The 19,659-nt window shown below is 65.5% G+C and carries 14 protein-coding genes and 1 pseudogene; 5 read left to right on the top strand and 10 right to left on the bottom strand.

The genetic code is table 11. The features are described 5' to 3' along the window. Nucleotides 1-119: 119 nt before the first annotated feature. Nucleotides 120-275, top strand: a pseudogene (locus HW578_RS27805) (IS481 family transposase); the annotation flags it as partial. 562 nt (nt 276-837) lie between these two features. On the opposite strand, the gene HW578_RS10570 reads toward HW578_RS27805, so the two are convergent. The 4 genes from HW578_RS10570 to HW578_RS10585 form a co-directional block, all read right to left on the bottom strand. Further along, on the bottom strand, nt 838-3,987 hold the full coding sequence (locus tag HW578_RS10570) for a CHAT domain-containing tetratricopeptide repeat protein (RefSeq protein WP_198370522.1): 3,150 nt from the start codon (nt 3,985-3,987) through the stop codon (nt 838-840). Beyond that, entirely contained in the window at nt 3,984-6,998 is a 3,015-nt protein-coding gene (locus tag HW578_RS10575; RefSeq protein ID WP_198370523.1) for a hypothetical protein, read from the bottom strand. The genes HW578_RS10570 and HW578_RS10575 overlap by 4 nt, the downstream gene beginning before the upstream one ends. Before the next feature lie 495 nt (nt 6,999-7,493). Continuing rightward, on the bottom strand, nt 7,494-8,810 hold the full coding sequence (locus HW578_RS10580) for a tetratricopeptide repeat protein (protein ID WP_198370524.1): 1,317 nt from the start codon (nt 8,808-8,810) through the stop codon (nt 7,494-7,496). A gap of 325 nt (nt 8,811-9,135) precedes the next feature. Beyond that, entirely contained in the window at nt 9,136-9,357 is a 222-nt protein-coding gene (locus HW578_RS10585; RefSeq protein WP_232478866.1) for a hypothetical protein, read from the bottom strand. A 241-nt stretch (nt 9,358-9,598) separates the two neighbouring features. Between HW578_RS10585 and HW578_RS10590 the strand changes: the two genes are divergently transcribed. The 3 genes from HW578_RS10590 to HW578_RS10600 all read left to right on the top strand — a co-directional run bounded on the left by HW578_RS10590 (nt 9,599) and on the right by HW578_RS10600 (nt 12,858). Beyond that, nucleotides 9,599-10,534 carry a DUF3489 domain-containing protein gene (locus HW578_RS10590; protein ID WP_198370525.1) on the top strand — a complete coding sequence of 312 codons (936 nt, stop codon included), beginning with the start codon at nt 9,599-9,601 and terminating at the stop codon, nt 10,532-10,534. Continuing rightward, the gene (locus tag HW578_RS10595; protein ID WP_198370526.1) at nt 10,534-11,253 is read left to right on the top strand and encodes a recombinase family protein; all 720 of its coding nucleotides are present in this window, start codon (nt 10,534-10,536) and stop codon (nt 11,251-11,253) included. Before HW578_RS10590 ends, HW578_RS10595 begins: the two co-directional genes overlap by 1 nt. A 249-nt stretch (nt 11,254-11,502) precedes the next feature. Further along, on the top strand, nt 11,503-12,858 hold the full coding sequence (locus tag HW578_RS10600) for an SGNH/GDSL hydrolase family protein (RefSeq protein ID WP_198370527.1): 1,356 nt from the start codon (nt 11,503-11,505) through the stop codon (nt 12,856-12,858). A gap of 302 nt (nt 12,859-13,160) precedes the next feature. Here the strand turns inward: HW578_RS10600 and HW578_RS10605 are convergent, their stop codons facing one another. From HW578_RS10605 to HW578_RS10630, 6 genes are all read right to left on the bottom strand, one after another. Further along, the gene (locus HW578_RS10605; RefSeq protein WP_198370528.1) at nt 13,161-13,532 is read right to left on the bottom strand and encodes an SAM domain-containing protein; all 372 of its coding nucleotides are present in this window, start codon (nt 13,530-13,532) and stop codon (nt 13,161-13,163) included. After that, nucleotides 13,519-14,811 (bottom strand): site-specific DNA-methyltransferase, encoded by a 1,293-nt coding sequence (locus HW578_RS10610; protein WP_198370529.1) that lies wholly within the window; start codon nt 14,809-14,811, stop codon nt 13,519-13,521. Before HW578_RS10610 ends, HW578_RS10605 begins: the two co-directional genes overlap by 14 nt. A 415-nt stretch (nt 14,812-15,226) precedes the next feature. Beyond that, nucleotides 15,227-17,497, bottom strand: coding sequence for an AAA family ATPase (locus HW578_RS28425; protein ID WP_198370530.1), 2,271 nt, complete (start codon nt 17,495-17,497; stop codon nt 15,227-15,229). Beyond that, nucleotides 17,494-17,712 (bottom strand): hypothetical protein, encoded by a 219-nt coding sequence (locus HW578_RS10620; protein ID WP_198370531.1) that lies wholly within the window; start codon nt 17,710-17,712, stop codon nt 17,494-17,496. Before HW578_RS10620 ends, HW578_RS28425 begins: the two co-directional genes overlap by 4 nt. Continuing rightward, the gene (locus HW578_RS10625) at nt 17,712-17,936 is read right to left on the bottom strand and encodes a helix-turn-helix transcriptional regulator (protein WP_198370532.1); all 225 of its coding nucleotides are present in this window, start codon (nt 17,934-17,936) and stop codon (nt 17,712-17,714) included. The genes HW578_RS10620 and HW578_RS10625 overlap by 1 nt, the downstream gene beginning before the upstream one ends. Nucleotides 17,937-18,008: 72 nt before the next feature. Then, entirely contained in the window at nt 18,009-18,704 is a 696-nt protein-coding gene (locus tag HW578_RS10630) for a hypothetical protein (protein ID WP_198370533.1), read from the bottom strand. Nucleotides 18,705-19,253: 549 nt separating this feature from the next. Here HW578_RS10630 and HW578_RS10635 point away from each other — a divergent pair. Then, the coding region (locus HW578_RS10635; protein WP_198370534.1) for an ATP-binding protein at nt 19,254-19,659 on the top strand (406 nt) is incomplete at its 3' end.

Here is a 19,659-nt window from a genome sequence, read left to right on the forward strand (position 1 = left end):
CATCAGCGCCCCGACCAGGATCCCTCAGCACCGTGATCCCCGCCATCCCCCCGCGTGGCGGGCGACCATGCACCGCTCTACGGCCACGCATGCCAGCATTCGGGGTTTCTGGAGGCGTCCACCTCGCCCTGTTCCTCGATACCTACAACTACGCGCGGCGGCTCAAGACCCTGAAGGGCCTCACCCCCTACGAGTTCATCTGCCGATCATGGGCCGCAGACCCCCATAGGTTCACCGCAAACCCGCACCATGAAATGCCGGGACCAAACATCTAGCCCCCACAAACCGCTTCACGGAGATCTCGAGCGGGCGCGGCCTGTCCGAATGGTTTTCTGAGGGTTTGGAGAATTTGCATTCAGCCTCATATGCTCGCTGACGTAGGCGAGGATCCATATGCAGCCAGAAGCGATCTAGCCATTTCAGGCGGAGATTCGCAGATCGGCCGAGATTTTCCTTGAAACCCAGCAGATCGGACTATCGCGATTAACCTTAGTGCCTCTTCAGCCTGACTGACGTTCGCGTACTGACTCATTGCTTCAGCGGCTGAACTAAGTTCAGCCTCCGACAGCACGTCCTCGATCTCGAGCTTCCGTTTAATGCTCGGCGCGAGGTAGGGGCAAGTGAGGTAGCCGGCGACGAATCCCAACGCCGTCCCCCACCCAAAGCCGGCCACGGTGCCGATGCCAGGCAATGTCATCGATCCCATCGCGGATCCAATCGCGGTCCCAGTGGCTGTGGTCCCGGCTAAGCATGCTAGATAGACCGGGTCATCCCTACTGACTTTCTCCCAACCAAACAGCCCCATAAGTTCCTCCTCGTTTGATAACGGTCGACAGATCATCCGCCGACGAGCACGAATGGTCCCCACATTGCAGGGTGCCGCATGCTCGCGTCCTCACTGCTGATCATTTGTAGGATTGCACCCCGAAGCGCGTTTGGACGTCGAGCGTCTGACGCCGCGGTAGTCCGAACTGCGAAGTCCGTGGTGAGCTTAACCGTCGCGGCGCTCTCAACTGTCCAATGGCTGACGAGCAACGCTCTCGCGCCGGCTTGAAGGAATGCCCTCGCTAAGCCGGACATGCCTTCGGCGTAGGGTCCGCCATCAGGCGCCGCCGTGTTGCACGCAGAGAGCAAAACTAGTTGTGCATCGAGTTCCAAGGCCGCGATGTCGGAAGCTGTCAGCAAGCCATCCAACGGAGCGTCATCATCCGTTGGCGTCAACACAATGGCTGGTTCCGTGAGCCCCGGCACTTCGCCCGCCATCAGCGCGTGCGTCGAGAACGACACGACTTGAAATTGCCTGAGATCGATCTCGGTCAGCGCGCGTTCTGTAGCGTCCGTATGCAGCAGCAGGCGACTTTCCCGCTCACCAAAGATTTCGGCCAGTCGCTTAACCTCGTCGGCCGTGTCGGTAAGCCTCGAAAGCTGAGCTAATTCCCGTCTCAGCCTTTGCGGCGGTCCGCGGCGACTAACTCTCCCGGGATCTGCGTAACCGGCGAAATCCGGATCGCCCACGCCAAGGAAGCTCAACTGCGCCTGTGACGGCCGTCCGCGTTCCTCGCGCGATGCCACAAACGCTCCAATCGTCGGTGCTGTGGTAAAGGCGAAGCGCTGGATCAGCCATTGGTGTCGGGTGTCGAGCAGAAGGTGCGCCGGTATGGATTGAAGCGCACCATCCGGCACGACGATGACATGCTGTATGCGATCAAGTAGCCCAATCCGATCAAGTGGGAGGAACACGGCATCGTGGAGCGCCCGAGCCGCCGTGACATCGAATGGATCGAGCGATCTGCCATGCGCCTCCAAACCCAAATCAACACCTCGTCTAATCCGCTGAACCAGGCTCGAGATTTCGGCCGATCCGACAGGTAGGAAGATCGCCTCCGCAGCATCTCGCCGAACGCCCCAAATCAGCACTCCGTCCTCTGTCACAACCGGCGCAACGATCGCCTCGTCCACATCAAGTAGCGTCTGGACGTCTTCGAGCGCGATGGACTGGGGACGCAGAAATCGTGCAATCCTCGGAAACTGAGCCTCGATCGATGTGTCCAAGGCCCGAATGCGAATGGCAGCGTCATCGCGTGCTGCACGCAATCGTCGAAGTTCGGCCGGGTCAAACGGCGAAGTCCCGGCTGCAGACGTGAGCAAGAGACTGTCGGCTTGATTCATGGCCTCAGTCGCTGACTCACGATCGCCGAGGAGGCGTCCGAGTTGCCCGCCAGCGGCAGCACGGCGCAATGCGGCTCGCCGAAGCGCGTCCCCCGCCCTGGATGTCAGCGATTCCTGCGATGCCATGAATGCATCATTCAAGGCTTGCCGATCTTCAGCCTGGAGGCTCACCAGCAGACGCGCCTGCGCGGCGTAGAGCTCACGCGCTCCTCGACGCTGAGCGCTCCCCGTACCACCTCCGGTTTGCTCAACGGCACTGATGCGCTCCCGAAGCAGGGCCAGCGCGGTTCGGGTGTCGCCCAACGCCCCACGTCGCTCGCCGGCCAACGCCCGTAGCTCGGCGCGCGCTGTCAGAGCTTCCGCGAGCCTCACTGTTCCGGCGCTTCCCGCAGCGCTGTAGATGGAGATCGCCCGATCGAGCGGCAGCGCGGCGTCCTGGTAGCGCCCCATTCGCGTGAGAAGACGGCCAAGACGCACCAGGGAAAAGCCAAGGTCGGGCGAGTTCGCACCGCGCGCCTCCGTGATCCGCACCTGGCCTTGCCGATAGAATTCGGCTGCAAGGTCCCGTCGTCCAGCGGCCTCTGCCACCAAACCGCGAAGGATCAACGCGAGGCCGACGGGACGTGCGTCCGGCGGGGGCGTTGTTGCATAGGCACGCAAGGCCGCCTCTACCCTGCGCTCTGCTGACGATAGGTCACCAGCCCGAAGCTCGAGCCATCCACGCTCAATCTCGGTGCCCTGCACCTGTATGGCGCTTGGTCCAAAGGCTGCGCTCAAGATCTGCGCAGCCTGGGCCAAAGCGGTCGCAGCCGAGACAGGGTCTCCCAGCTCCGACAGCGCCGTCCCAAGAGTATGGAGGGCACGCCCATACGCCGGATGTCGCTCCCCAACAGCGCCGCGATACGCCTCGACAGCCTCTGTCGCCGCCTCGACGGCTTCCGGCATGCGGCCTCGACTGAAACGGGCATTCGCGAGGGACATCAACGCGTGGGCGCGAAGCGGATCGTCGATTGCAGCCTGTTGCGCCAGCTGCTCCAGGATCGACTCCGCGGTGGCGACATCGAGTTCCCTGAGCAGCACCTGCGCATTCGCGAAATCGGCAATGCGAAGCAGCGAGTCCGACGAGCCAGCAAGCTGACGCGCCTCCAGCGCGGTCTGTCTCGCGACGGATAGAGCACCGCGTTCGGAGGCAGCGACAGTCAGGTTCGCGAGGACCGATACGCGGAACTCAACCGGCAGCTGGACCCGTTCGGCCTTGCTGAAGCTGCTTCGGAAATCCGCCTCGGCTTCCGACAGCTTGAGGAGTTCGAGGCGGACGATTCCTCGGGCATTGAAGGCTTCAGCGGCCAAAGCGAGATCCGCCGTCTCCAGCGCCGGGAGGGCGCGCGTGAGCAGATGCTCCACCTGGGTAACGTCGCCAAGACGTTCCCGCTGCCGCGCGAGTTCGCGCTGCAGCCGCGCCGCCAGGAAGGGCTGCGGACGAAAGGCTGCGCTCTCGGCGATACGTTCCGACACCGCGAGATGGGCACGTGCATTGTGTGGGGCGCCGACCTCAATCGCGAGACTGGCGGCTTCGAGCCGCAGAACGGCCTGGTCCGGCTCACCCAAGCGACGGCCAGTAGCTGCCAGAAACCGCTCCAGCCGCGCGAGAGCTCCCGCTACGTCGCCCGCCGACCGCATGTGGCGCACAGCGGCGAGAATGGCGGCGGAAGATTCGGACTCGCGTGGCCGTTGCTGAGCTTCGGAAGCGCTGGGCGAGAGCAGCAGCCACGGAAGGACGCCGCTGACGAGCGCCGCCCTCCGGTTGGCGCTGATCACCGCCTGGCGCCGACGAAGATGCCGTTGGCGCCGTAGCCGGGGCCGGCGATGCCGAACACACCACCGGTTGCAAGCGGCAGGTTGGTCGATGACACCGGTCCACCCGCCGTGGGATTGTGGAAGAAGGCGCCGGTCACGTTGAAGGCACGGTTCGCGGCTGGGCCTTGTCGCTCCGCCTGGCCGGTGAAGACGCCCGTTCCGTTCATGCCGGTGGCAGCAGAGTACGTTGCGCCGTCGAAGTTGGCGGTCATCCCGCCTGCTCGCCGACCGAAATCGTACTGGTGGGTGAAATCACCGGCCACAGTTCGCAGGCCTTGAGGATTCACCACGTTGCCAATCATGCCGCCTTGATAGGTGGCCACGCCGGTCAGGGTCTGGAGCGTCCCGTAATCAACGGGGCGACCGGCGACCCAGAAGCCGAGACTGGCGAACTCGCGGCCGCCGCCATTCGCTTGCGCAACGAGGTCGCCCATGAAGACCCCCCAAGCGACGTGCTCGTTGCTCGGCGGCAATCCACCCCGCTCCGGCAGGTTCCGAGCCTCATCGCGTGGCTGGGGCGTGGCGGGGCGGCCATCGGGGTGCATGATGCCGCGGAGGAGGTCCTCGTTCACGCTGGCCATGGCCGCCTGACCCGGAATCACTGCTGCGAAGGTCGTCGAGGAAGCAAAGGCGGATGTGGGGAGACTACCGCCTCCACCACCGAAGTTGAGCGTCCGAGAGGTGAGGCCGGGCGGCGGAGAGGCTGCGGGTGCGTCGGCAGAAATCTCGCCGACGGCGCGCGGCGCGAGACGTATCAGTGTCTCTGCACCAAGCTCGCGATTGTCGGGCCGGCTGACGATGCGGACGTCACCCAGCGATGCTCCCACGCCGGCGGCTAAGCCGACGCCGGCTCCTCCGGGCGCGACGACTTCAACGATGCCCGCGGCGAATCCCTCAATGCCTTCCGGCCGGCCCCCAAGCAGGCCGCGCGTGCCCGAAAGGCCGGGATCGCCGACATTCGTCGCCAGGCGCGTGAATGCAAACTCGCTCGTGGAGCCCCCGATCGCGGTCAAGCGACCCGGTTGGCCACCATCCGACCCAGGTGCGCCGACGCGCGTATCCGCCTGTCCGACCGCGAAGTACCCGATTTGGCCAGGCGCCAGCGAATTCCCGCCGAAAACGTGCCTGCCGTAACCCGTCTCGTCCGTCCCGAGAGAGCCAAGACGCGAGAAGATTCCAACAGATGTTTCTCTCAGCGCGATTTCGGGAAGGGCCCCAGGTGTCCCGGCGCGCGTCGACCCGACAACATTGCCAGATAGCGCGATCGAGTTGGAATCGTTTGGTAACCGGGCAAACCCGCCAACGGCGACACCGGCGCTTGTCCGGCCGTCCGCAGCAACCTGCAGATCAATTCGAAACGCAGGGTTGCTGTCGTTTAGCCCTGCGACGACAAGGAGGTGTGTGTCGCCTCGCGGTGCACCCTCAACGAAAGTCGATTCAGGACGGAACGCATTGAACTCGCGGAAACCTGGGATCTGTGTAGCCGATCTGGACAGCTGGAATTGGCTCTCGATCGTCGCCCCCGGCTGAAAGCCAGCAAGTGGGTTCATCCCATCAGAGATCGCAAAGCGCATAACTGTTCCGGGAGCTAACGTTTGTCCATTGGCGGACGGAAGTCCGCCATTGGCGGGAGCAGGGATCCCCGTTCCGCCAATCACAAAGTAGCGCTCCCCGGGCTGGATCCCTCTGCCCGATAATGCGTCTGAGCCCGATGTGGTCTTGTCGATGACAAAAACCGTAACCGGCGTGAGCGCAGGGTTGACTCCGGCCAATCTCGTGGTTCCCAGAACAGCGGGAAGATCATCTGTCCAGAGACCAGAAATCAATTCAGCATCCGGGGGATATTCTGGAAAGCCGACGCTACCAATTGTGTTCCCAGGAATGCCCTGCGGCGCAACAATAGTTGCTCCACGCAGCATAAGAAGACCATTATCTCCTGAGAGCCTGATTATTTCACCGTTGTCCACAACGGTGACTGGCACATCAATCTCGAAGAGGCTGCTTCCGAAATATGATCTTGTCACAACCAAAGATCGGGTGGGGAAATTTGGATCAAAATTATCTGATATCTGTAAATATGGCGCACCACTTCCTGAAATGGTAATTCTGGAAACAGCATCTCTAGTGAATAGCAATTGATATCCGATACCAGTAACGGTCGGTGCGGTAATAGAATCTGTTCCCTGTAACGCTTCTCGCTGAATGGTCGCTCTTGCGTCACCAATTCTTGCGATACCGTCATAAAATAACCCAGGATCTTCGGTGCCAGTCGCGCTGAAATTCCGGAACAGGCTTGTGCCGACAACTGGAGCGTTTGCTCCCACTGTGATCACCGTCCCGACATCTGCTCGGCCTAAGGCTGTCGCTTCCCTCGGAGCGAGTCTCCGAACACGACCGGTGCTGAATTGCCTCGTCTCAAGATTAATGGTGTTTGGACCGGTCGATCCTGAGGTGTTTCCATTTGAGTCAGTGGATGTAGCGGGCGAGTTTGGCCCCGGTGCCGCGATCACCGAGCCAGGCTGGCCGAGAGTGCCCAATGCGGCAGCTGCAAACTGAAAATCCTCCGCCCCCCTTCTTTGAGAAATATTTGGTGTCTGGTTCTGGTTCTGGTTCTGGTTCTGGTTCTGGTTCTGCGGAGGCTGCGGAGGCTGCGGGGGAAAAAGGTTCGAGAAATTGACTCCATTATTCCTTTCTCGGAACTCTTCCGACCACAAGACTCTGTTGTTCACTGGATCGACGCTTGTAAGTTCTGTTGCAGCCTCGACCCCCGAGCCACCTCCTGGCGTTACGGGAGCGAATGGCGACACGACTTCCGCGAGCGCTTCTCGTCCTTGTCGCCGTGGCCCGCCGTTAGAAAAAGCCAACGTAAAGCCTGGTCGACGAATTGTATCCTCTGCGCCGTTATCGCGTCGGACAGTAATTCGGCGCCCGGAAATGAGGGTTACCGAGCCCTCTGCGCCGGACTGGATCACGCCGGACGCTCCAATGACCCGAATTTCTCGGCCCCCAGTCTCAATCGCCATATCGGCAGAGTCAGAAGTGGAAACGCGCAAGCGCCCGCGACTCGATGCCCCCTTGATGACCTGACGACCCGTCTCGGGATCAGTCTCGATTCTCTGCAACATGAAGTCCGCGCCCGGCTCCAGAACGATCGAACCCCCATCTGAGAAGGCGATCTCGGTCCAGGCGCCGCGAGGGCTTTCGATACGCTGGCCCGGGGCGATGTCGGTGACCTGCCTTGGTGTCGAACCGCCCGGTGCTGCGGCACCCCGAATCACCACCCCAACCAGATTCGACTGCGCCACGGTCGGCGCTGAAGGGAGACTGAGCAGGGCAGCGCCCGCGAGCAACAGCACCCGCGTTGAGATGGGACCAGTCTTGAGGGCTCCACGCCGTGCCATCGGTCAGCTCCGTCCAGGGATGATGTTGCGTCGAATAACCTGCGAACCTTTTTGAGGCGGGGCTGGTCAGAGAGAAACGCGTACACCCGCCGTGAAGGCATGGTTGTCGAACCGATAGATCTCGTAGTTGCTGCGCTGGTCGAACCCGTCGTACTCGACCGTGATCGCCACGGATCGCGTGACCGGGAAGATCAGCGAGACGCCACCTTCCCAGCGCGTGTCCTTCCGCTCAGTGAAGGGGTTCAGCACGGGATCAGGTGAGTCGTAGTTCACCTGCCGCACGCCCAGCCTCGCGGTAGCGCCAACCTGATAGTCACCAATGTTGAAGGCGGTTTGCGCCCCAATGAAGCCGCCAAGGCCGCTTCGGGCGTAGTAGTCGACCCGCGCATTACCCTCGAAGTACGAGAACGATCCGGTGATGCGTGTTGTGGGCGTGATCGCATAACTCACCGCGGCATTGAGAATGAACTCGCTGCCCGTGTAGAGCCTGGCGGTCGGGCGAAAGTCGCTGTTGATGAAATTGCCGAAGCCGGCAATGCCCGTGACCTCAAAGGTCCAGCGTGGCGGCAGGCGAAGCTCCGCGGTCAGGCCAGCGCCGTACTGCCAGCTGTAGGTCGAATCCGCATAGCCGATCCAGCCAACCCGAACGGCCGGACGCAGGGACAGTAGGCCGTTCTCGCCAACCTCGGTGACCCCGATCCGCGGTCCGCTGTCGAGGGTCACGACCGAGAGGTCATACGCGCGAGGAATGCTCGCAAAGCGCTGGTCGAACAGTGATGCGTTCGTCTCCCAGGCCGCTTCGCGCTGCAGTTCGAGATCGTAGCGGTGGTAGAGCCTGGCCCCCAAGACGGAGCTCCAGCTCTCTTCACCACTGGCGGGAAGTTGTGTCGGCACGACAAAAAAGCCGCCCGGCACAGGTGTGTAGATCGGAACCGTCGTGCCGGCGGGGGTGACGCCATTCGCGTTCGAATCCCACCGCGCACCGGCGAACAGGCTTACCTCAAGCAGCGAGCGTGAGGCTCCACGTTCGGCCTGGGCGACGATCTCGCGCGCACGCACCGCAACATCCGGCGGGATCGACGGGGACTCGAGCGCCTGCCTCGCGTAAAGGGCTGCTAGGTCCGGTGAACCTGCGGCGAGATGGATTGACGCTATCTCAAGTCGGATATTGTCCAGAGAGGGGTTGATCCGAAGCACGCGTTCGAGAGCCGTGATCGCTGCTCTAGAATCGCCGCGCTCCGCCGCCAGCCGCGCGTAACGCACTGCTGCATCCGGGTCGCCGGGGCGCGCGATCATTTCACGAAACGCGGTTTGGAACGGATCGCCCGAGCCAATTACTGGCTGCGCAGCACACGGCGTTGCCATCAGGCCCGTGGCGATCATTGCAACGATTCCGTATATTTTCGGCTGATCGCCCATCTATGCCCCGGCCAGCGTTGAATCTTGATTGCATGAATTATTCATGGTGCGCCACGTCAGTCGCAACAAAAAACTTAAGTTCTGCAGTACAGATTATTCAGTCGAGATATGCTTATGCATGCAACTCCCGCGTGCGCGCAAGGGACACAGGTGCACGTGGCCGCTCGCTCGGCCATTGCTTCGACACGCTTCTGCATTTCAGACAGTGATCGTCGACGTTGCAGTATCGCTCACCACAGACGTGATGGCGATTGGCCTCGATCCTTCGATGCGCCGCCGTTTCGCGTCGTCAGGTCACGTGCACGCTGTTGTTGGACCACACATGGCAGTCCAGCACGAAGGCGATGCTGCTGGTGTCGAGCGAGGCGTCCGCGAAGTCGTGTCGCCGCGCCCCAGGTACGGTGACGCCGACGTTGGCCGTCGCGCCGGGGCCGAGGCTCGGCAGGTCGCAGCTCGTCTCCAGCGCCAGCGTCCGCGTCCCTGCCGGTAGCGAGGGACAGGCATAGAGCACCGCCGGCGCGTCTTCGGCAGGCCGTAGAGGCGCAGCGCCTCGACCTCGATCCGCCCGTCGAAGCCGATGATCCCGATCTGCGCGACGCCAGTAGAAAGCAAGTTCATGATTGTCCCCTTCGCTTGGCTTCGCGCGGAGAAAGAGCGAATGGTCGCTGGCGCGCTCATCGTCGCGCAGCCCCGCTCAGGGGCTCGGGCTGGTAGCACCCGGATGATCGGGTGCGGACCAGGAGCACCCGACGATGACCAAGCTCTCCGACACCCAGCGCGTGATCCTCAGCCGCGCCGCGCAGCACGATGCGCTGCTCGCCACCCCGCCCGCCAAGCTTCCCGCCGCCGCACGCCAGGCGGTCCTGCGCAGCATGATCGGCAAGGGGCTGCTGGAGGAGGCGCCGGCGCCGCGCGAGGCCATCGGGCTGGGCTGGCGGCAGGACGAGGATGGCGGCTGGATAGCGCTGCGCATCACCGAGGCGGGGCTGGCGGCGATCGGCGTCGAGCCCGAGGCGAGCGGCACGGTCGCGACGCAGGGCGCCGATGACCCGGAGGACAACCGCCCGCGCGACGAGCGCAACGGCGTCGATCCGGCCCTGGTGATCGGCGACCTCGCCGACCCGCTGACCACCGACACCGCCCCGGCGGAAATGGCGCTCTTGCCCGCAGCGCCCCAGGGAGACTCACTGGCGCCGTTTGTGCCCGCGTCGCCCTCCACCGGCGGCGAGGCGCCCGAGGGCCTTCAGCGCCAGCCTGTGAGTCAGCACGGGCCCATCGGCCGCGCCGCTGCCCTGCACATGGCCGCCGCGTCGGTCCTGGCCGCCTGGGACGCTCCCGAGCGCGATGGGCTCGACGATTCCATCGGCGGTCTGCGCGACGCCCTGGCTGCGTCGCCGCGGGCACAGCGGGCGTCCCGTCCCGCCCGCGACCCCGCCGCCCCGCGCCAGCTCCGCACCGGCACCAAGCAGGAGGCGGTCCTCGCCCTGCTGCGTCGCGACGAGGGCACCACGATCGCCGAGATCATCGAAGCGACCGCCTGGCAGTCGCACACGGTCCGAGGTTTCCTCGCCGGCCTCAAGCGCAAGGGGATGACGGTCGAGGTGCTGGAGCGCGTCCGTCAGGTCGGGACGGACAAGCAGGGTGCGAAGGGCTCCTACTCGATCTACCGCATCATCGAGGCCGGCTGATGCGCCTGGGCGCGAACCCTCCCCGGCTCGCGGTCGGGCTCATCCGGGTCTCGACCGCCGAGCAGGGGCAGAGCGGGCTGGGCCTGGAGGCCCAGCAGGCCAGCATCAGGTCCTTCGTCGCCGCGCAGGGTTGGACGCTCGTTGCGGAGTATTCCGACATCGCCTCCGGCAAGGACGACCGGCGGCCGGGGTTCCAGGCGGCGCTGGCGCGCTGCCGGCAGTTGGATGCCGTGCTGGTCGCCGCGCGGCTCGATCGCATCACGCGCCGGGCGCACACGCTGTCGCAGTTGTTGGAGGACGGCGTCTCGATCCGGGCGGCGGACATGCCCGGGGCCGACGACCTGATGCTGCGGATCTACGCGGCAATGGCGCAGAAGGAGCGCGAGTTGATCAGCGAGCGGACGCGAGCGGCGCTGGCCGCGGCCAAGGCGCGCGGAATAGCACTGGGCGGCGATCGTGGCTACCGGCCCGTCGCAGGGCCGGACGCCATGGCGGCGGCCCTGGCGCGGCGCGAGGCCGCGGAGCGCGCGGCACATCGTCTCGGACTGGAACTGGAGCGTCTGCGCGCAGAGGGCGTATCGGGCCACGCGGCGATAGCGCGCGCTCTGAACGCCCGCGCGGTGCCCACGCCGCGCGGCTGGGGCGCATGGACGCACACTACTGTCGCGAGGATCGTGGAGAGGATGGCTCAGGCGGCTGTTGCCGCGGGCAGATCGTGAAGAGTCGAGAAGGGCAGCGAGCGGACTCTTGCCTGGTTGCGTGACTCACGCCGAGCGTCCTCCGGCAAACTCAGAGCAGTTCAGTGCGCGGGAATCTTCGCGTGCCAGAGAGGGACGCCGGTTTTGCCTTGTCATGGGCCGCCCGATCTGAGGATAGTCGGGGCAACGGATGTCACCAGGACGATGTCGGGCCGTGGCGCCGGCACCCCTGCGCATCGGATGTCCGAGCAGATAGGGGGAGGTCGTCAGATGCTGACGTTCCGTCATCTTGTCGCATCCGCACTGATCGCATCGTCGGTGTCGTTGTTCGGGCCTGCGGCCTCCGCGCAGGAACGCTGGATTCCGACATGGGCCGCACCGGATGTCGCGCGCGTCGATCAGCCAGCGCAGACATTGTCGGCGGCCGCGCGGGCTTTCCCCTGGGTCAATGACGTCCCGGACGCCGTGCGCGAAGCGGCGCCGGGGCAGGAACTCGAGGTGGCGGGCGGCTCGCGCCTCCATTTCAACGATCAGACCATCAGGCAGATCGCCCGCGTGTCGGCGGGTGGAGGCCGCGTCAGGGTCGTCCTTTCGAACACCTTCGGGACTACGCCGTTACGCATCGGCGCCGCGCAGGTCGCCCTGCGCGACAGGGGCTCGTCCATCGTCGCGGGCACCAACCGCGTCCTCACCTTCGGCGGGCTCGCCCAGCCCGCTGTCCCGCCGGGCGCCTTGCTGGTGAGCGATCCCGTCGACCTGGCCGTGCCGGACTTCGGCGATGTCGTCGTCGATCTCTACCTGCCCGATGACACCGCCGCCTCGAGGTCGCCGGTCACCTACCATCCAGCGTCCTGGCAGACGAACTACGTGTCGACCCGGGGCAACCACGCGGGCGCGGTCACCTTCCCGGTTGCCACGACGACGGCCTACCGCCGCGGCGACGGCCTGGCCTCGGCCTCGTCCTTCTTCCTGAGCCGGGTCGAGATCGTGGCGGCGCAGCCCACCGGCGTGCTCGTTGCGTTTGGCGATTCCATCACGGACGGCACGCAATCCGGCACGGACCAGAACCGGCGCTGGCCGAACATCCTTGCCCGCCGGCTGGCGGAGGCGGGGATCCGCATGAGCGTGGTCAATGGCGGCATCGGCGGCGGCCGGGTACTCGCGGACGGTGTCGGCCCGAACGGCTTGGCCCGCTTCGACCGCGACGTGCTCGCTATGCCGGGCGTGACCCATGTCACCGTGATGCTGGGCATCAACGACATCGGGCAGGGCGGCGCCAATGCCTCCCCGAGCGTCGCCGAGCTGATCGCCGGCCATCGCCAGTTCGTCGCTCGCGCTCGTGCGCGCGGGCTGAGGGTCTATGGCGCGACGCTCACCCCGTTCGAGGGTGCGGCCTACTGGACCCCCGAAGGCGAAGCAAAGCGCCAGGCGCTCAATGAGTGGATCCGGACCAGCGGCACCTACGATGCGGTGCTCGACTTTGCGGCGGCCACACAGGATCCCGCCCGGCCGACGCGGATGCGCGCCGAACACGACTCCGGCGATCACCTGCATCCGGGCCCTGGAGGCTATACGGCGATGGCGAACAGCATCGACCTCGGGTTGTTCCGTCCAACAGGCCCGTAGCCTCGTCCCTAGCGCTGGTTGCAGAACTATGCCCCGCGCCAGGGCTGCCCGAAGGTATCGGGGAAATTGCCGTGCTCCTTTGCGGTGAAGACGTGGCGATAAGAACGATTGCGTCTCTGGCCATGGAAAGCGGTTGGACGAGTAGCCGGAATGCATAGGCTCGGAGTGCTGCGGCTGTTTCAAGAGGATTGCCTAGGGTCGAGCGCGGACCATCCCATGCCGCTGGGTCGTGCCGTCCCCGCCCCGTTCACCACCGACCAACGGTCGTTGCTCGGTGTTGAACAGATGCGATGCGGCGACGTTCAGCCGAGATGCTTCGGCGCGTAGGTCTCGAGCCACTCCTTCTCCGACAGCCTCGGTGGCGCGCTGATCACATAACGCTGCTCAGCCTTCACCGTCGCCTCCACCTCATGCTTCTCGCGCCAGCCGCCGCGCGCCTTCATCCAAAAGATCGCCGCCGCGACGTTCTTGCCCTGCGTCGCCATCTGGAACAGCGACTGCGCCACCTTCGCGTTCGCCTCCGTCGTGCCCCGGTCCAGCTCCTCCCGGAAGTGCTTGCGCAGAGTCTTCGCGTCGATGCCGAGGAAGGTCGCGATGTCCACATGCGGCACCCCGAACCCCGCCATGGTCTTCACTGTCCGCCGCTGGTCCGGGGTGGGGTCATACCGGTGCATGGCTGGCCTCCCCGGGGCTGGCAGGGGCGCCACCGGCCGGACCAGGGGCCAGGCCGCTGAACAGCACCCCGTCGCCCTCCCGCACCGCGTCCTGGCCCGTGAAGGCCTCCCAGCGCGCAATGGCGACGTCCACGTAAGCCGGGGAGAGCTCGATGGCGTGGCAGGCGCGCCCCGTCATCTCGGCGGCGATGATGGTCGTACCGGATCCCGAAAACGGCTCGTACACCGCCTGGCCCGGGGACGAGTTGTTCTCGATCGGCCGGCGCATGCACTCCACCGGCTTCTGGGTACCGTGCACCGTCTCGGCATCCTCGCTGCGTCCGGCGATCTGCCACAGCGTCGTCTGCTTGCGATCGCCCGACCAATGGCCCTGGCCGCGCACCGCGTACCAGGCCGGCTCGTGCTGCCAGTGGTAGTGGCCGCGCCCGAGCACCAGGCGGTCCTTGGCCCAGATGATCTGCGCGCGGATGTCGAAGCCGCAGGCGGTGAGGCTCTCCGCCACCGTCGTGGCGTGCAGGGCGCCGTGCCAGACATAGGCGACATCGCCGAGGAACAGCGCCCAGGCCTCGCGCCAGTCGGCGCGATCGTCGTTCTCCACCTTGCCGGTGCGCCGGGTGGTGCTGACCCCCGCCCTGTTGCGCCACTCCGGGTCGTAGGCGACGCCGTAGGGCGGGTCGGTGACCATCAAATGCGGCCGAACGCCGGCGAGTACCGCCGCCACGACAGCGGGGTCGGTGCAGTCGCCGCAGGCGAGGCGGTGGCGGCCGAGGATCCACACGTCGCCGGGGCGGGTGACCGGCGTCTCGGGCAGCGGGGGGATGTCGTCGGGGTCGGTGAGGCCGGTTGTCGGCTCGGCCAGGAAGCCGGCGATCTCGTCGGCGTCGAAGCCGGTGAGCTCGAGGTCGAAGCCCAGCGCCTGCAGGTCGGCGAGTTCGAGGCGCAGCAGGTCCGCGTCCCAGCCGGCGGAGAGCGCGAGGCGGTTGTCAGCGAGGATGTAGGCCTTACGCTGCGCCGGGGTGAGGTGGGCCAGCTCGATCACCGGCACCTCGGCCAGCCCAAGCTTGCACGCCGCCAGCACGCGGCCGTGGCCCGCGATGATGCCGTTGTCGCCGTCGGTCAGGACCGGGTTGGTGAAGCCGAACTCGCGGATCGAAGCGGCGATCTGCGCGACCTGCGCGTCGCTGTGCGTCCGCGCGTTGCGGGCGTAGGGGATCAGGGCCGCTGTTGGGACCCTTTTGTAGCAAGGGAAGTTTGCCTCGACCGCGCGCGTATCCTGCATTCTCGAAACCCTCCGTCGGGAGTGGTGTCGGGCGGGTCGCCGCGACGTCGATTAAATACCGGATCGCGATTCCCCGGCACAATCGACCGCAATTGCGACGCGCTACGCTGGACTGCGATCCGCACAAATTTCTTGCCAGTGAGCTCGCCTGGGCTTCCTGCGGGCCGAGGGAGTCTCACCGTCGCGCCCTGGCTACGGGACGAGCCGGATTCCCGGTTCCGGCTCCTCCCCGTAGGGGAGCGACTTCGGGAATGCGGGAATGCGGCAGAAAACCGCCCTTTTTTAGCGTTCCCGGGCCCGCGGGAACGACGTCGACCGGGAACGCGGTAACCTATTGTTACGGCGTCATATTCGGCGTTCCCGCGCCTCAACGTTCCCGGCGGGAACGCGGGAACCGGGAACGATTGGCGCGGAATTACAGCCCCCGAGCTGCACGAAAGCGCTCCAGCGCTTCACGGCGCGATCCTTGGAACAGGGGCACCTCAACGCCAGTTGCCAGCGGGCCGTTGGGCACGTCGAGGAACTTCGGCGATGCCTGCGTTGCTGCCGTGCGAGCCTTGACCAACATCTGCTGGTCGAGGGCTTTGTTCCCCAGACCCTCCAGGCCGTGCTTGCTCATGCTGGCCAGTGGCTCCGGCAGGTCCGCGCGGCCGTTGTACAGCCCGGCATTGCCCGTGATCGTAAAGGGCAGCCCAGCCGCCGCGCATTCCGCGCAGGCCTTGGCCAGCTGCGTCAGCAGTTGCTCCTCCGTCGGACCATGCGACGCCAATCGGTTTGTCACGTCGAGGAGGTCCCCCGAGGCGCTCCGCGCGAACAACCGGTGCATGCCAATCGGCGCGCCCGCGTGGTTCGCCTTGACCAGGTTGCCCCACACCAGGGTCTCGGCCGGCTCATCCACCTCCTGAGCCAGGCGCCTCGCCTCATCAGGCATCGGCTTCCACAACGCGTACGCAAAGCGGCTATTGGCGATCCAAGCGCCGCTGCCACGCATGGTGAGGTTGTCAGCATCCATGCCCTTGGCGACATGCCCGACGAGGATGATGGTGCAGCCGTGCCGCGCCGCGACGGCGCGCAGCTGGCGCATCAGCATCTTCACGAAGGTGGCGTCGTTCTCGTCGCCGTTCAGGAAGTCGCCCGCCGGATCAAGAATTAGCACGCGCACCGGCCTGCCCGTAATGGCCGCGATGCTCTTTAACAGCCGGTCGAGGCCGTGCTTGGCGAGCTCCGTCAGCACGGCTGCGCGGCCGTCGGGCATCACCAGCGCGGGGTCGAAGTTTGGCAGGTCCACCGCGGGGATGACGTAGCATGGTGCATCGCGGCGGCGGTTCTCTGGATCCAGCGAGGCAATGCGGCGATGGACCTCCGCGGTGTCATCTTCCAGCGTGAGGAATACGCTGGCTCCAGCAGCCTCCAACGGCACGTAGCCGCCGAGGATCGAAAACCCGCCCAACGCCGTCTCGCCGAACCTGCCGCGGATGGCCACCGACAGGCACAGCGCGAGACCTACGAGCGACTTTCCGATGCCGCCGGCGCCGAAGATCACGCCGGGCTTCCCCAACGGTATGGTCGGCGACACTAAGTACTCCTGCCGCGGCGGCTCCCCTGCCGTCATGGTATCCAGCCGGAACCCCGAAACCGCCACCTCGCCGAACATGTCGTTCTGCGCGGCCTTCGCCGTCTCGGCATCGATCTCCGTACGCGCGGTGCTGACGGCACGCGGGATATCGTTGTACCGCGACAGCCAACGCAGCGGCTGATGTACGCCGTCCTTGATGTCGCGGACCGCCTCCGGCACCGAATTCATGAAGCCGCGCAGGGTGAGAACGACCTGGGCATCTGCCATGCCGCCCTTGAGATAGCGCATCGCCAGAGCGGTGATGGGGGCGTGGTATTCGGCGCCGGTGAGGATGGCCGTGATCAGTTCCGAACTGTCCCGCGTCTCCCCTTCGCCAGGTTCGCGGGGCTCCGCCTTACCGGCGTCGCCCTCCTGCTGACGATGGACCTCCCACGCATCGCGAAGGAGCTGTTCGGTCTCGTCGAGATCGAGTTCGTGCTCGGTCTCAGACACGATGCGAACCTGGCGCGCGGCGCCCTTGCGGTGCCATGACCCGGGCCAGCGCATCGGGTGCACCATCGGGCTGCTGGTACCGTCCGCGCCGACCAGGTCCTTCGCCATTGCCCGACAGCGCTTCAGCTTCGCGTGGGACGCCGTATCGCGGGTCGGTTCAGTGAGGCGCCAGTGCAGATGCAGCTTGGGCTCCAGGACACCGGTCTCGGGGTCAGGCCATTCGCCGCCGCTCGCCACGGTGATCGTGGTCGGTCCGAGAAGGCTCTCGAGCTTCTCGCGCGCTTCGCCGGGGCGCTGGTCGCATTCAACGCTGAGCGCCAACCCGTTCTGGAGATCATCCTCGGTGGCGCTATCGCCGTTCGAGAACGTCGCGATGGGTGGGGCGAAGACGACTGGCCGATGGTGTCGTGCTGCACGGGTGGCGAAGGTGGTAGCAGCAGACACCAGATGCTCGATATCGTCTGACAGCCCATGCGTCTCGATGCCGTACACCTTCTTTGCGTCCTCGTAGAACGCCCGCATCGAGAGATAGCTGCCCTCGTCGGCATACCTAAACAGCGCGCTGACGAACCGCGCGATCTCGTCACGATCCGCCTGCAGGGCAGCGTCGGCGTTCACCGCGGACAATCCTCGAGGCCAGCGGCGCGCGCCTGCTCAGCGGTAGCACGCCGATGCCGGTCTAAGGCCTCCCGTAGGACGAGGCCGAAGGAGCCGATCGCCGCCGGCGGCGTGGTCACCGCGATCGTCGTCACGCGGGTCTCCTCCACCCAGCGACGCCGGAAATGCGGATTGCGCTCTGGGTCGGACATCGCGGCGGCGACGGCGGCGTCCATTACGCCGGCCCCCGCAGCTGCTCAGCCTCGAAGGCCTCGATGTCCTCCAGCCGATAGACGACCCTGCCGCCAATCTTGAGGTGCGGAGGCCCTATGCGGGCCTGGCGCCATTTCTCGAGGGTGCGTCCGCTTACGCGCCACCTAGCGGCAAGTTCAGGCTGCGTGAGTCGGGCGTGCCCAACAACTGACCGGCCATTCTGGGTGTCCCGCTGGTAATCGCGCATCGTGGTGCCTCACAGCGTCTGGTCGCGCTGCAGACGTGTGACGATGCGAAGCCAGCATCCACAGCCAGGATCTCAGGATTGCCTATCCTTGGATGCTGGCCGTGGATGCTGGGCCTTCAGGCGCCGATGTTCCTCTCGCAACTCGTTTTCAATATGCTTGGCGCTGGGGGTCTGATGGCCGTCCACCTTCGTCTTAATCCATTTTTCCAAGGCAGCAGCGTCGGCGGCCAGCGTCGGCGCGTTCTCGCCGCTCTCAAATCTCCAGCGCAGCCTCCGACGCAGGATCGGCATGAAGCTGACTTTGACTGGCAGCTTCAGGCTGCTGTCCTCGTCCTCCACGACACGCCGCGCGTACTCATCCAGCAGCGCGAACACCTCGTCGTCGGTCAGGTTGGCAGCAGTGTGAGGCGTGATCGGCCCACGAGGCTCGGAAGCGGCAGGTGGAGCCTCGTTCTTCGCCACTGGGGGCCCTGTGCGATTGCACGGCTCGTCGCTGCCGACATCAGGAATCACTCCGAAGGGCAATTGCTTCGATACCTCTACGCCGACGAACATCTGGTCCTGCATGAAGATCGTCCCCGCCCGCAGGTCGAAGTCGAGTGCACGGCCCCACACGCTCGGAATTGGCTGGGCATTCTGCCGAAGGTCGGGCCGCATCATGCGTCCCGTCAGTTGCAGTGTGTCCTTCTCCACTTCCAGGCGCACGTGGTCGAAGACCGCGTCCCAGGCACGATCCAGCGCCGCAATCCCAGCAGGGCGTCCAGCCATCGACATCGTCCGACCACGCTGAGGCCGCGCCCGAGGCTGTGTGATAGTCGCGACGGCATCGCGTCCCCAACGCACCAGCTCGTCGGGAGGAATCATCCCCTCCGCGTCGCGAACGGCGTCCAAGAGATGCGAAGGCGTCCACGCCAGGACAGCCTCGACAAGGGCCAGGCGACGGGGGCGCGAATCGTCTGTCATGTCCGCAACGATAGCGTCACGGTGCAGGCGCCGGTGTCGGTGAAGTTCTGATGCCGCGACATGAAGCGGCAGCCGCTAATGCGCTGCGCCACCTCCCGCCCCACCTCCGCGAGGTCTGCGACATCCTCGCCCGCGGCCTGGTGCGGCTGCGCAGCCGCGCTGCCGAGGACTTCGACCGCGACAGGCGGACCGGGGGAGAGAGTTCGCTACACTTCGCCGCCCACCAGAGCGTGCATGCGGTCCCCTTGGAGAGGAGTCCCGCATGGACCTGACCGCCTACCCCTATCTGCCGGGCACCGAGGTGCGCATGACGCGCGCCGCCGACTACGCGGCGCTGCTGCAGGAGCAGGCGGCATGACCGCGGCCGATGCCATGCCGCATGGCACGAGCCAGGGGACGCCGCAGGTCCTGCTGGCGCATCACCTCAAGCAGCTCCGGCTGCCCACGGTGCTGCGCGAGTACGACAAGGTGGCCCGCGAATGTGCCCGCGAAGGCGTCGACCATCCCCGCTACCTGCTGCGGCTGCTCGAGCTGGAGTTGATCGATCGCGAGCGGCGCCTGGTCGAGCGGCGGATCCGCCAGGCGCGGTTCCCGGCGACCAAGAGCCTGGACAGCTTCGTGTTCACCGCCATCCCCAGCCTCAACAAGATGCTGGTCCTCGAGTTGGCGCGCTGCGAGTACATCCTGCGGCGCGAGAACATCATCGCGCTCGGCAACAGCGGTACCGGCAAGAGCCACGTCGCCCTGGGCCTCGGCCTGG

The sequence above is a fragment of the Roseomonas rosulenta genome (assembly GCF_016106005.1).
Lineage (GTDB): Bacteria > Pseudomonadota > Alphaproteobacteria > Acetobacterales > Acetobacteraceae > Neoroseomonas > Neoroseomonas rosulenta.

Bases quoted from the DNA above. Each gene is read 5' to 3' on its own strand.
- HW578_RS10580 (WP_198370524.1), bottom strand. From the start codon at position 8,810: ATGATCGCCACGGGCCTGATGGCAACGCCGTGTGCTGCGCAGCCAGTA.
- HW578_RS10590 (WP_198370525.1), top strand. From the start codon at position 9,599: ATGACCAAGCTCTCCGACACCCAGCGCGTGATCCTCAGCCGCGCCGCG.
- HW578_RS10595 (WP_198370526.1), top strand. From the start codon at position 10,534: ATGCGCCTGGGCGCGAACCCTCCCCGGCTCGCGGTCGGGCTCATCCGG.
- HW578_RS10600 (WP_198370527.1), top strand. From the start codon at position 11,503: ATGCTGACGTTCCGTCATCTTGTCGCATCCGCACTGATCGCATCGTCG.
- HW578_RS10605 (WP_198370528.1), bottom strand. From the start codon at position 13,532: ATGCACCGGTATGACCCCACCCCGGACCAGCGGCGGACAGTGAAGACC.
- HW578_RS10610 (WP_198370529.1), bottom strand. From the start codon at position 14,811: ATGCAGGATACGCGCGCGGTCGAGGCAAACTTCCCTTGCTACAAAAGG.
- HW578_RS10620 (WP_198370531.1), bottom strand. From the start codon at position 17,712: ATGGACGCCGCCGTCGCCGCCGCGATGTCCGACCCAGAGCGCAATCCG.
- HW578_RS10625 (WP_198370532.1), bottom strand. From the start codon at position 17,936: ATGCGCGATTACCAGCGGGACACCCAGAATGGCCGGTCAGTTGTTGGG.
- HW578_RS10630 (WP_198370533.1), bottom strand. From the start codon at position 18,704: ATGGCTGGACGCCCTGCTGGGATTGCGGCGCTGGATCGTGCCTGGGAC.